A 13,893-nucleotide genomic window follows, 5' to 3' on the forward strand; every position below is an offset into this window, starting at 1 on the left:
AAGGAATTAAAAAGAAAACTTCGAAACATATAGTATCGCAAACAAAAACTACAAATTTTAAAACGGATCTTCGTACGAATCCATTCCAAAAGAGAGGAGATAAGTATGCAAAAACTCCAAACGAATAAAGGCGCTCGATATATGATGATTGCTTTTATTGTTTTGTTTCTTATTATGATTTTGCGTATATTCTATATTCAGGCAGTAGGAGTCGTGCATAATGTGAATGTAAAGGATCTCGCGAATGAACAACATAATAAAAAAGGTGTTTTAGAAGCGAATCGTGGCACTATCTATGATCAAACCGGAAAGGTGTTAGTACAAGATTCTACAACGTATCGAGTTGTTGTGAATTTAAAAGGAAAAGATAAAGTGAAAAATAAAGATGAAACCGCACAACAATTAGCCGATGCGCTTGAAATTGATAAAGAAGAAGTATTAAAAAACTTTCATGAAGGGCGTACGCAAGTTGAAATTGGGAAAATTGGTCGGAACTTATCTAGGGAAAAGAAGGAAAAAATTAATGATTTAAAAATACCAGGTGTATCTTTTATGTCGGAAAAAGCAAGAGTGTATCCGAATGAAGACTTTGCATCCTATATACTTGGTTTTGCTAGACCAGATGATAAAGGGAATACGGAAGGGAAGTTTGGGCTTGAAAAGAGTTTGGATAAATATTTGCGCTCTACAAACGGGAATATAGAATATGTGGGTACACGAAGGGGAATTCCGCTTACAAATGATATAGGTAAAGTAGAACCAGCTAAAAATGGGAATAACGTATATTTAACGCTTGATAAACAAATTAATAGTTTTTTAGAAGAAGCGATGAACAAAGCGCAAGAACATTATGATCCTTCTATGTTAATTGGCATTATTGCTGATCCAAAAACAGGAAAGGTTTTAGCGATGTCTAGTAAACCTAGTTACAATCCTAATGTAGGTGATATCGAATACTTTTTAAATGACCCGATTGCAAATGCATATGAACCAGGTTCAACAATGAAAGTTTTTACGTTAGCAGCTGCCATTAATGAAGGTGTATATAACGGAAAAGAATATTTTCAATCTGGAAAATATTCCGTTGGTTCCTCTGATATAAAAGACCATAATGGTGGATTTGGATGGGGATCAATTACATTTGATGAAGGTTTTGAAAGGTCATCAAACGTAGCTTTTTCTATTTTAGAAGATCAGTTACTGAAACCAAATAAATTTAAGCAATATATGAATAAATTTGGATTCAATCAAAAAACAGGAATAGATTTACCTGGAGAAAGTAAAAATACTTTATTATTAAATACGCAAATTCAACAGGTTACAACTTCTTTCGGTCAAGGTTCTACAGTAACTCCAATTCAATTAATCCAGGCGGCTACTGCTATAGCAAATGAAGGGAAAATGATGCAACCATATATTGTTGATAAAGTTGTAAATCCAACAAACAAAGAAGTTATTATGGAAAATCAACCGAAAGAAATTGGGAATCCGATAAAAAAAGAAACAGCGGACAAGGTTAGAAGCTTAATGGAGCGTGTTATAACATCTTCAAAAGGAACTGGTACAATGTATAAAGTGGATGGTTATCCAATTGGAGGTAAGACAGGAACAGCACAAATACCGAATCCTGAAAACGGCCGATATATGGAAGGGAAAGAGAATTACATTTTCTCCTTTTTAGGAATGGCTCCAATTGATGATCCGGAGTTAATCGTATACTTAGCTATTAAGCAGCCAAAGTTAAAAGGAGATGAGTATGGAGCTCAGCCTCTTGCTGAAATATTTAAACCTGTTATAAAAAACAGCCTTGAATATTTAAAGGTGAAACCGTATACAGACAAACAAATAGCTGATGCAACGAAGCAATCTCAACTAAAAGTACAAAATTATGTAAATCAATCGATGGGTACAACAGAGAAAAGTGTAGAAAAAGAGAAGCTACAGCCGGTAATTTTAGGAGAAGGAAAAATAATAAAACAATATCCACAGTCTGGCGAGGTAATGAGTGAAGGTGATCGTATATTTTTATTAGGGAATAACGCACAAATGCCAAATGTAAAAGGTTGGTCCATGCGTGATGTTATGTATTTCTCTAAGCTTTTGAAATTAGATTTGAAAACTTCTGGTACAGGTTATGTAACGAGCCAAAGTATTGAAAAAGGACAAGATTTACAAGAAGGAGATACACTAGAACTAGAATTAGAACCGCCGTTACAACCGTTAACAGAGGCGAATACGAATTAATTCAAACTTGTTGAAGAACCTATATCCAATAGGTTCTTTTTTAAAAATTTATGAGTAATTTCACGCACCGTATTTTTTAAGAAAATAATAAATAAGATTTTTAACAGTTACTAAAACAAAAAAACTTACATATATTGAAATTAGAACGATTGTTCAATTTTTTTATATTAAACGACAGAAGGAGTCTACATTGAATAAAAGACGATATGATAGCGATTTAGCCAAAGAAATAATAGCAGAGAAAGCGATAGAGTTATTTTCCTTAAAAGGGTATACAAGGACCTCAATTGATAACATTGCGAAAGCCTCTGGTTATAGTAAAGGACATATATATTATCATTATAAAAATAAAGAAGAATTATTTGTTTATTTAGCTAAAGACAGTATGAGAAACTGGCACGATAAATGGAAAATAGTAGAAAAACAGTATGTAAATTCCACTGGGAAATTATATGGAATGGCTAAATTTGTACTTTATAATTACAAAACGCCGTTATTAAGGGCAGGGCAAGAGCTTGCCTCTGATCCGAGCACGAATCCTTCTACAGTAAGACAGCTTTATGGTTTAGCTGCTATCCCTTTAAAGGCATATCATAAAATTTTGGATGAAGGTATACAAAGTGGCGAATTTTATATAGAAAATGTTGAGGACTCCAGTCTTTTATTAGCTTCATGGCTTGGTGGTTTATGTCAATTCATTCATTCAATTGAAACAGAGAAATTAGAAGCTTTATTTGATAAAACCATTACAATTTTTTTACTCTCTATTACAAACAAACATGTGTAGCGTTACAAGCGAATTAGAACGATTGTTCAAATTCTTACACTCGTCCGTTTTCATTATATGTATAAACAACAGGAGGTTATTTATATGGATGAGCAAAGAGTCGCAATTATAACTGGCGGCGCTTCTGGTATTGGTAAAGCTTTAGCCATTCAATTAGCAAATAAAGATATATTTGTAATTATCGCTGATATTAATGAAGTCTGTGGCCAGAACCTTGTGAATAATATAAAAAATAATAATCAACTAGCTAGGTTCGAATATTTAGATGTTACTAACGCTGAATCCGTAGAAAAACTTATTATAAAAATAGTTAGTGAGTTTGGTAGAATTGATTATATGTTTAATAATGCAGGAATTGCTATGTATGGAGAAGTATACGATATGTCTTTGGGTGATTGGAAACATATTATTGAAATAAATTTATTAGGAGTAATTTACGGAACACAATTGGCTTACCAATTCATGAAAAAACAAGGATTTGGTCATATCATTAATACTGCTTCTGCAACTGGTTTAGGACCAGCTCCCCTTTGTACCGCGTATGCAACAACCAAACATGCTATCGTAGGTTTAACAACTTCATTACATTATGAGGCGGAAGAATACGGTGTAAATGTAAGTGTGCTTTGTCCAACTTTTGTAGATACACCCATATTTGAAAAATCAATTGCAATTAATATGAATAAGAATCAAATTATAAAACAACTAAAAACAAATAAGCCAATTTCAGCTGACAAGTTTGCTGAAATTGCACTGAAAGCTATTCATAAAAATAAATTAGTAATTTGTCCAATGCCATTAAAAAAAACGATGGACGTATTCTTTACTTTATTTCCTTATCTTCATAAAAAGCTAATGCGTTTCGTATGTCGAATTGGTCGTAAAGCAAAAATGACGAAAATATAAATATCTGATTATTTTTTATTTACAGTTAAAAATAATTGTGATAATATGGGAAAAATCAAATGCAGTGAAGAGAAGAGTAAATAAAATGAATTTTTCACAGAGAGCTCCATTTAGCTGAAAAGGAGTAAAAATTCTTTATTGAACCAAGCCTCTGAGCAGCGCATCGGAACCTATTATTAGGGGATGGTGTGACGGGAGCTCCCGTTATAGAGCTATGGTATAAGCATGAGTTAGAATGCAGTACCTGATAAGGTTAATATGGTGACATATTAACAAACTAGGGTGGCACCGCGATGATAAATCTCGTCCCTAAGATTAAAAGTCTTGGGGGTGGGATTTTTTTATTGTTGTAAAACAATTTGGAAAGCGGGGGCCAAAAAATGAAAAACTTACTTAAAGATTGGAAATATCCTTTATTACTATTGTCCGGAGTTGGTATTGCGAATTTAGGGGCATGGATTTACTTAATAGCACTGAATGTACTTGTCTATCATATGGGCGGCTCAGCCTTAGCTGTTGCTGCTTTATATGTAATAAAACCATTAGCCACTTTATTTACAAACGCTTGGTCTGGGAGTATGATTGATCGTTTAAATAAACGGAAATTAATGATTCACCTCGATATATATCGTGCGTTATTTATCGCTATTTTACCTTTACTTCCGTCACTTTGGATTGTTTATGTATTTGTATTCTTTATAAGTATGGCCAGTGCAATTTATGAGCCAACTGCTATGACGTATATGAAGAAATTAATTCCGGTAGAACAAAGACAACGTTTCAACTCATTACGTAGTTTAATAGGATCTGGTGCATTTTTAATTGGTCCGGCGATAGCAGGGATTTTATTAATTGCGAGTACACCAGAGTTTGCTATATATATAAATGCTATAGCATTTCTCTTATCAGGATTCATTACATTACTTTTACCTAATCTTGATAAGAAAAAAGATTCGGATACAACTAGTAATACATTATCCCTTACAGTATTAATAAAAGATTGGAACACTGTTATAAATTTTAGTAGAAAACATGTGTATGTCGTATGTGTGTATTTCTTATTTCAAAGTATGTTCGTATTAGCGACTGCTACTGATTCACTTGAACTATCGTTTGCGAAAGAGGTATTACTACTAACAGATAGTGAATACGGTTTTCTAGTTAGTATAGCTGGTGCAGGATTTATTTTAGGTGCCATAACAAATACAATTTTATCAAAGAAATTAGCACCTTCATTTCTAATTGGAATAGGATCATTATTTATTGCAATTGGTTATTTAATTTATGCTTTTTCAAATGTATTTTTAATAGCTGCTATTGGATTCTTTATTTTATCTTTTTCAATGGCATATGCAAATACAGGATTTTATACATTTTACCAAAATAATATCCCTGTTCATATGATGGGACGGATTGGGAGTATATATGGACTTGTTATTGCGATAGTAACAATCTTTATTACAATATTATCTGGTGTTGTGACTCAGTTCATTTCTATACAACTTGTAATTATTGTAGGTTCATTGATTATGTTATTTATTACTGTCGTCTTGTGTGTGTTTACTTTATTCCCATCACAATCTAAGTTGTATTCTACTGAATCAATAAAGTGAAACTTTAATCAGGGGGCATCCCCCACTGATTATCAGCCCTCACCAATCGGGCTTTTACGGGCAGCAGGGTCCCCACTTAACTTCTTTGCTTTCGCTGAATTTTGAGATGGGGGTCTTACTGCCCACAAATAGCGGGATAAATTCGAAATGAACTTTGTGTTCTCATTAACAATTTATCGTATTTAATAAAAGGGTTCTTTCCCCTTTATATGGAAAAATCAATAAGGGGAAAGAACAATACCGAAAGATAAGGGTGGTTGTCGTGATAAAAACAAAAGATGAAATTGATAAAATTGTAAAAGAAATACAAAAGAAAATAAATTTCTCAGGGGTAGTTTTAGTACAAAAAGAAAAAGACTTAGTCTATGAAAAAGCTTTGGGTTACGCAAACCAAAGTGAATGTATAAACAATACGATACAAACAAGATTTGGCATTGCCTCAGGATGTAAAATTTTCACTGCAATTGGCATCTGTCAACTTGTTGAAAAAGGTTTTATTTCTTTTCATACAAAATTAAAAGATTGTCTAGAGATAAAATTTTCAAACTTCGATGAAGATATTACAATACATCAACTACTAATGCATAGCGCTGGTATACCAGATTATTTTGATGAAAGTATTATGGATAACTTCGAAGATCTTTGGAAACAAACACCTATGTATCTATTAAAGAGCTTAAAAGACTTTTTACCATTATTCCAAAAAAGTAATATGATGTTTGCACCTGGAACTAAGTTTCACTACAACAATGCAGGTTTTATCATACTTGGATTAATAATAGAAGAACAGACGGGACTTAAATTTACGGAGTATATAGAAAAGAACATTTTTAATTCGATTGGCATGAATGATTCTGGCTATTTTTCGTTAGATAGATTACCAAGACATACAGCTCTAGGATATATAAAGGACGAAACCAACCAAAATTGGAGAACAAACGCCTACTCTATACCGATAAAAGGAGGAGCTGATGGAGGTGCATATGTTACTGCACCAGACATGCTGAAATTTTGGGCGGCCCTATTTAATAATGAAATTTTAGGAAAGGAATATACAAAATTACTTTTAACTCCCCACATTCAAGTAAATGATAAACAGTCGTACGGATATGGAATATGGATTGAAACACAAGAAAACAACATTTTTAAATACCATGTTATGGGTTATGACCCAGGCGTGAGTTTTCGCTCGGCTGTATATCCAGACTTAGGCATTACATTGGTTATTGTTTCAAATAAATGTTCAGGGCCTGAAAAATTATTGACAGAAATCGAAAGAGCTTTTTAATTATATGGATATAAAAGAAGAGATACGAAAACAATTTAAACGGGTTTATGACTGTTTCTGTTTTGAAAAGTATTTTAGTTAATGAGTAACCCTTTATTTAGTAAATAAAGGGTTTTTGTAATTCTGCACAATTACATATGATTATATGGATTTTTAAATTAAAAAACATTACTATATAGTTGTAAATTATAACTATTAATTTATATGAAAGGATGTGTTAGTAATTTGTATATGATCAACGGTAGTTTGTTTATTATTTTAGGGGTTATTTGTTATTTAATTGTACGTGGAATATTAATTGTTACCAAAAATAAAAAACATGTGATTTGGTGGAAAGAAATAATAAGTTTTTTATTCGTGGTCTACATTTGCATGGTTGTTGCAGTAACTTTATTCCCTTTACCAATCGGTTTTCCTTCTAATCTTGAAAATTTGAATCGCTCGGTCAATATAATACCATTTGCATCAATTATTAAAGACATCAATCAAATTGGTAGTGCTTATGATGGAGATGCCCTATTTATGATTGGTCTAATTGTAAGAAATGTAGGCGGAAATATTTTATTATTAATGCCTTTAGGATTTTTAGCACCAATCCTATGGGATAAATATAAGAAATTCAAAAATACAATTTTATTAGGATTTTCTATATCAGCTAGTATTGAATTGTTACAATTAATTCAGTCTTTATTTAGTGGAGTGGGACGTATTACTGATATTGATGATGTGATCTGTAATGTTCTAGGTTCTATTTTTGGATATTGTATTTATAAAATACTTTTAAAACTATCTACTAAATTCAATATTCGAAAGTCAGAAAAAAATGATGGTAGTAATCTGGAATTTATTAATAAATGACATTGAAAATAAATTCATCCTGTGTTTAACGACACTGTGAACGGTAATACTAATTAACATTGAACTTTTACAACAAGGGATGATAATATGATATACATTTACACAGATTTTGGTGGAACACATACTACCTCACTAGCTGCAGCGTATCATTTAAATAAACTACCAACGGATCGCAAATTAACGAAAGAAGAAATTTTGAATGTAGATTACTTTAATAAATTGAAAACAGAAGATATGGGAAAAATTATTTTTCATGGGATCGATGAACATGGTCATCCTGTATATACGATTGGATGCGGCGCATCAAAAGTTGTTGTACCTGCGATGAAGCATTTAGGAGAAATCTTGCAAAAACATTATCAAAGTCATGAAAAAATTATTTTTTCTAATACATCACCAACCGTACCTTTACCAATGACTTTCGGTGGGCTGTTTTCTAGAAGGTTCCATATCGACTTTATTGGTGTACCGTTACTCGTATGGGGAGCAAAAATTTGCTGTGATAATATACAAAGGCTTGTTAGTTATACTAAAGAAGCTGGCCGATTAACGAATGATTATGTTGTAATTTTAGATAATGAAACCTTTAAATAGTATATGATAAGAAGAAAATCGAGCAAATTCCTTGATTTTCTTTTTTATTTGTGAAATAGACAAGAAATAGTCACAATTAATATGCATCTACTATAGCCAAAACAATAAAGTCCTGTTACTATTACAGGGATATTCTCTTTTCGTAACATAAATATATAGAAAAGTCAGAAAAGAGGAATTGAATTAAGGGAGGAACAACATGAAGCGTGTTGCTTGGATTACTGATAGTACAACTGCGAGTTTTAAAACAGAAGGAGATAACTTTGTTATCCCAATTGAAGTTATTATTGATGGTGTGTCGTACAAAGATTGTGAAGAAGGTGTGCGTGAGCGCGTTTATAACGCTTTGAACGAAGGTAAAACTGTCACTACATCACAGCCTAACATAGGGGAAATGGTAGAGTTATTTTCGAAATGCAAAGAAGAATATGAAGAGGGATTTGCAGTTGCTATTAGCGGAAAAGTAAGTGGAACCTATCAAAATATGAAGTTAGCTGCAGAAATGGCAGGTTTTCCGTTGACGGTATTAGACAGTGAAACAACAAGTTATCCAATGGATGAACTAATTAGAAAAGCGAAATCGTTATACAATGATGGTATGACTTTACAAGATATACACAAAACATTAGTAGATGAAAAAAGAAGACCTTTTCATGTATTTCCAAAGAGTTTAAAAGGTCTATATGCAAGTGGCCGTGTAAAGGGTATTCAATTTTTACTTGGAAGTTTATTAAGTGTCAACTTAATATTAGAAGTAAAAGGTGGAGAGCTTTTACTTGAAAAGAAAGTTCGTAAAATCCAAAAATGTCGAGAATATATTAAAAATGAACTTGAAAAAGAATTACCAAAAGTACTTCACATGTTCCATGCTAACGATAAAGCTGGAGCTGAAGAATGGATTGCAGATATTAGACAAGCATTCCCTGAAATGAATTTCAAATTATATCCATTACCAATTTCATTTGCGGTTCATGCAGGTGAAGGTACAATTGCAATTAGTTATTAAAGTAAAACCCGTGAATAATTCACGGGTTTTTTCATAGTGTCGGGAAAGACCTTATTATACTATAAGGTCTTTTGTACCTCTTAAAATGGCTTGAATAGCATTTATTTGAGATCATTAGGTAGTTAGAGATTGATGACTATCTTTAACGAAAAAAGTTGAAGTCATATTTTTTAATGTCAATAAATCAGAATCTTCTTTCTTTTATTTCTACAGTTACAATCTATTTACATATAATATTATTAGGATTATATTGACACTGAAAGAGAAAACAATAGATGGAAGGGGATGTTTTTTATGTTTAAAAAAGCAGCACTAGGGATTTCATCGTTAGCAATCACAGCGTTCGTCGGATTAGGAATGGCAACAGAAGCTTCAGCTGGACCAGCAGCACCACTTACTTCACTAAACGTCGTACAAGTAGAATCTGAGCTAGGCGGGGTAGAAACAATTAATCAGAACAGCTTCAGCACATCGCGTAACCACGGGGGAAAATATTTATATATTACAACGAAAGAAATGGGCTATGGCCAAAACCCATTTGCTAAAATGAATGGTTCTAATGTAAAAAGCATTGATTCCACTATAATTGGGGGAAGACCAATCGTTGGCTGGTATTATAAATGGGATGCTTCTGGACACCAACAAGGAACCTTTGAGTACCAAAAGACATCTATAAATGCACCATTTAATACAATGCGTACGTCAATTTATATCCAATAATTTTGAAAGCGTTCGCACATATAGAATAGTAAAAAAGGTACTTTTAGGAGTACCTTTTTTTGATTTGAATCACGTTCATCTATATTTATAATCCCGATTCCACAGCAAGAATGCTTCCCATAAAACAAAATCCTAAACGTCTATAAAATTGATATGAACGCGTAGTACAAGTCCTCTACAATAAAAGTACGTAACCTTAAATATTTTCAACTCAATGAAAAAGGAGTAGCTAAACTTATATAAGTTTAGCTTAATGGGTATGTGGCGGAACCCTAAAATTAATTACAACTTTTTCATAGTATAAATAATTTTGCATAGGGCGATGAAAGGATTTCTTAAAATAATAAAGAAGTATGTATAAACAAATATATAAATGGTTGTGATTAGGATGAAAATCAGTAAGTTTGCAGAAGTAAATAATGTAAGTATAGATACGATTAGACATTATATGGACCTTGGACTTGTTATTCCTGAGAAAAAAGGAAGTCACTATTTTTTTGACGAGTATTGTCAAAAGGATATAGAACTTATATTAGAGTACAAATGGCTAGGGTTTAGCTTGAATGAAATTAAAGAACTGTTTCTTTATAAAAATTTAGGGAAATCTTTAGACTATGAAAAGGATATTTTTTATCAGTCTTTATTTAAAGTAAAATATGAAAAGATTGAACAAGAAATAAAGACCTTAGAGGAACGAAAAGATAAATTAAAGGAAGCGTTACATAATTTATCTATAGAAACTGAAATTTCGAGTTCAATTTTAGGGGTAGATTTAAAAGTACTCCATTTATTTAAATGTGTTAAGTGTAACGGAAATTTAATTCTTGAAGATGGCTTTATCAATAAAAATCAAATTATTGAGGGAAAGTTAATTTGTAATTGTGGTGAAGAATACGCGATTATTTCAGGGGTTTTAACAGCTGACAACTCATTGAAAGCGTATGAAAAGACATCACTTGAATATTCTATTTCGGATTATATCCATGAAACTGATACTGCTTTTTTGGAAAATGTTCAAAGAGGAGGAGAATGGGCGAAAAAGAAACTAATGCAACTAGATTTAAATGAAAAAATACTACTTGATTTAGGATCTGGTATTGGGTTCTTTTTACGAAATATTTATGAAGAACTACCAGAAGAGTGTTTATATATTGCTGTTGATCGAGATTTGAATAAACTTTTACTTTTAAAAGATTTAATTGAGAGAAGAAATGCGAAAAGAAATATTGTATTTATTTGTGCCGATTTTCTAAACATACCTATTCAGAGTAATTCTGTTGATATTGTAATCGATCAATCAGGTACAAGTAATTATAGTTTTGAACATGAGGAGTTTTTATTGCACGAATTAAATTCCCTTTTTAAACACAATTGTTATTTATTAAGTTCATTTATTTTATTTAATAAATTTAGTATAAATAGCCAAATTGTACCTAGACTCCGAGGGAATTTTACATCTGCAAAAGTAACGAAAGAAATCCAAAATTTACAGTTTCAATCGATTGATGAAAGTACTTCAAATTATTTAAAACGAGGCGGAAAGTACGAGGATTTCTTTGTTCAAGGAGAAGAAATTTATACATATTCATTTTTCGGAAAAAGATGGGGCTAACTCCATCTTTTATTTATTTTTCCTTAAAACTTTTCAAATCGTACATATTGCTATTGGGTTGACCCAAGAACTTACAATGTACGTAATACAAAGTTATGCAGGGGGAAAAGTGATGGGAAGTTTACGATTACATATAGAAAATAAAAATAGAAACCAAGAACTAAGAAATATTTGTTTATATTCAATTGCAAAAACAGTATCACTATTCGGTAGCTCTATTTATAGTTTTGCATTAGGATTGTATGTTTTACAAATAACCGGATCTGCGTTGAATTTTGCGATTACGCTCATATTAGGAACGATTCCAATGATTGTTATGAATCCATTTGCTGGTGTCATTGCTGATAAGGTTGATAAAAAGAAACTCGTCGTTTGCATGGATGTACTAAGCGGGTGCTTATTAATAACTGTTTATATATTAAGCAACTATTATGGATTAAACTTATTCATTATTTATACTACTACCTTTCTTATGACAGTATTTACAACGTTTTTTGGAATAGGATTAGAGGCCGTAAAACCGAATATGGTTACTAAAGAACGGTTAATGAGTATTAATTCTATAAGTAAAATTATCGATTCTATATCTTTAATTTTAGGGCCTATGTTAGGGGGCATTGTTTTTGCAGTCTTTGATATGAAAACTTTTATAATTATTAACGGTATTTCATTTATCCTTTCGGCTATATCCATATTGTTTATAAACTTTAAATTGTGCGAGCAAAACATACATGAGGAATGTTCAATTAGAGAAATTAATTTTATTGAAGATATAAAGGAGGGATACTCTTACTTAATGGAGCGGAAAAGCTTAAAAAATACTTTTAGTATTTTAATTTCCCTTAATTTCTTTTTAGGCTTTGCTGTAACTGTTCCGTTGCCATACATTATTAACACAGTTCTCAATCTTAGTTCTAAGCAATTTGGTATGATTCAAGGGACATTTCCGATAGGTATGATAGTTGGTGCAATATTAGTAAAAAAGATAACTGATTGTTTTTCTTATTCTTATCTATTGAAAAAAATAAGTTTTATGTTGGCAATTTTTATGATAGTTTCAGGAATACCTGTTTTATTTAAATCTATTGTAGTAAATAATTTGGTATATGTTACTACGTATTGCATGATTATGTTCTTTTTAGGATTTATGATAGCACAAATTGATATTCCTTTAATGTATTTCATGCAAAATGAGATTCCTGAAGAATATAGAGGAAGAGTTCTTAGTATTGGATTAAGCATAGGTAAAATAATGCAGCCAATAGCACTTGCAATATCAGGACTATTATTAAATTACATGCCAGCCTATATGCTTCCCATTGCAGGGGGGATTGTATTTTTTATTTTGAATAAAATTTTAGCAAATAAGTTAAATTTAGAAATTCATTCAAAAGGGTATAGTGTTGAACATAATTAAATAATATCGAAATAGCGCAGGATGATGATCCTGCGCTTATCTATCGTAATTCAGCTGTTTTTCTAATGACAATTTTATCAATTTCATCTTCTTCATCACCGATAAATAACCCGCGTTCTTTTAAATATGCCTCAAAATATAAATCTGCTTCAGCGCGTTCGTCATATGGCTTTACAGAGAGAACGAAACCTAATTTGTTTTGTTCTTCTAAATGAGAAGTGGAGATGTAAGCCGGTACATTATGGCGTAAAAACAGTTCTTTAACCGGAATAATCATATCTTTCATTAATTTCGTTAGCATACCCATTTCAAACTCGAAATTAAAGCGATCTATACTAGATAAATCAGCGAATACTACACCGATAAAACCTGTATTAAATACTTCTTGATATTCTACATCTTTGTCATGGCCGCCGTAAAAATTCTTTTCGATCAAATAATTTACAAAATAAGCAACGCCATCACTTTGTTCAAATGGTTTCGTTGAAAGAACAAAGCCAATTTTCTTTTGTTTATGTAAATACACACATGACATGTATGCTGAAATGTTATGTTCTTTAAACAAAGCGCTTGTTGCTCCAGAGAGACCATCTAATACGTGATGAACAATTTGAAGTTTTTTACGAGCGAAATAATAGGATTTCTTTTGTAACTCCAATGTATCAATAAAGACAGAGCCGATAAAGCCTGTATTTGAAATAATAGGTGCTTGCTTTTTTCTTCCTCTGCGCTTTAATGAAGCCATTGTTAAAATCATCCCTTCATGTACGTTTAAAATAAAAAAGAACGTTTGTTCGTATATTTATATTTTACTATTAAAACGCTATAAAGTAAAGGGTTTTTAATGA

12 protein-coding genes, 1 pseudogene and 1 other annotated feature are annotated in these 13,893 nt (G+C 31.7%); of the genes and pseudogenes, 12 read left to right on the forward strand and 1 reads right to left on the reverse strand.

The window, feature by feature from the left end:
* Positions 1-105 precede the first annotated feature (105 nt).
* The 12 genes and pseudogenes from ACTFRH_RS09400 (at position 106) to ACTFRH_RS09455 (ending at position 13,045) form a co-directional block, all read left to right on the forward strand.
* On the forward strand, positions 106-2,244 hold the full coding sequence (locus tag ACTFRH_RS09400; protein WP_001170950.1) for a penicillin-binding protein: 2,139 nt from the start codon (positions 106-108) through the stop codon (positions 2,242-2,244).
* A 190-nt stretch (positions 2,245-2,434) separates the two neighbouring features.
* Positions 2,435-3,031, forward strand: coding sequence for a TetR/AcrR family transcriptional regulator (locus ACTFRH_RS09405; protein ID WP_001042677.1), 597 nt, complete (start codon positions 2,435-2,437; stop codon positions 3,029-3,031).
* Between the two features lie 84 nt (positions 3,032-3,115).
* Complete coding sequence (locus ACTFRH_RS09410; RefSeq protein WP_000344378.1) at positions 3,116-3,937, forward strand: SDR family NAD(P)-dependent oxidoreductase; 822 nt, start codon at positions 3,116-3,118, stop codon at positions 3,935-3,937.
* 55 nt (positions 3,938-3,992) lie between these two features.
* Positions 3,993-4,251: a binding site (T-box leader), on the forward strand.
* Positions 4,252-4,317: 66 nt separating this feature from the next.
* The gene (locus ACTFRH_RS09415; protein ID WP_000793321.1) at positions 4,318-5,550 is read left to right on the forward strand and encodes an MFS transporter; all 1,233 of its coding nucleotides are present in this window, start codon (positions 4,318-4,320) and stop codon (positions 5,548-5,550) included.
* Positions 5,551-5,812: 262 nt separating this feature from the next.
* Complete coding sequence (locus ACTFRH_RS09420) at positions 5,813-6,838, forward strand: serine hydrolase domain-containing protein (protein ID WP_000598052.1); 1,026 nt, start codon at positions 5,813-5,815, stop codon at positions 6,836-6,838.
* A gap of 13 nt (positions 6,839-6,851) precedes the next feature.
* Positions 6,852-6,920: pseudogene (locus ACTFRH_RS09425) on the forward strand (GNAT family N-acetyltransferase); the annotation flags it as partial.
* A 143-nt stretch (positions 6,921-7,063) separates the two neighbouring features.
* Entirely contained in the window at positions 7,064-7,696 is a 633-nt protein-coding gene (locus ACTFRH_RS09430) for a VanZ family protein (protein WP_000281845.1), read from the forward strand.
* Positions 7,697-7,783: 87 nt separating this feature from the next.
* Entirely contained in the window at positions 7,784-8,290 is a 507-nt protein-coding gene (locus tag ACTFRH_RS09435) for a DUF3189 family protein (RefSeq protein ID WP_000639421.1), read from the forward strand.
* Between the two features lie 199 nt (positions 8,291-8,489).
* A complete protein-coding gene (locus ACTFRH_RS09440) occupies positions 8,490-9,296 on the forward strand; it encodes a DegV family protein (protein ID WP_000831931.1) in 807 nt (268 codons plus the stop codon).
* A gap of 294 nt (positions 9,297-9,590) precedes the next feature.
* Positions 9,591-10,016, forward strand: a complete 426-nt coding sequence (locus tag ACTFRH_RS09445; RefSeq protein ID WP_000472916.1) for a DUF4879 domain-containing protein — start codon at positions 9,591-9,593, stop codon at positions 10,014-10,016.
* A 388-nt stretch (positions 10,017-10,404) separates the two neighbouring features.
* Positions 10,405-11,628 (forward strand): methyltransferase domain-containing protein, encoded by a 1,224-nt coding sequence (locus ACTFRH_RS09450; protein WP_000703275.1) that lies wholly within the window; start codon positions 10,405-10,407, stop codon positions 11,626-11,628.
* A 112-nt stretch (positions 11,629-11,740) separates the two neighbouring features.
* Positions 11,741-13,045, forward strand: a complete 1,305-nt coding sequence (locus tag ACTFRH_RS09455) for an MFS transporter (RefSeq protein ID WP_033673034.1) — start codon at positions 11,741-11,743, stop codon at positions 13,043-13,045.
* 40 nt (positions 13,046-13,085) lie between these two features.
* On the opposite strand, the gene ACTFRH_RS09460 is transcribed toward ACTFRH_RS09455, so the two are convergent.
* The gene (locus ACTFRH_RS09460) at positions 13,086-13,790 is read right to left on the reverse strand and encodes a hypothetical protein (protein WP_000157646.1); all 705 of its coding nucleotides are present in this window, start codon (positions 13,788-13,790) and stop codon (positions 13,086-13,088) included.
* Positions 13,791-13,893 lie beyond the last annotated feature (103 nt).

This window comes from Bacillus cereus group sp. MYBK216-1 (assembly GCF_051916495.1).
Taxonomy (GTDB): domain Bacteria; phylum Bacillota; class Bacilli; order Bacillales; family Bacillaceae_G; genus Bacillus_A; species Bacillus_A thuringiensis_K.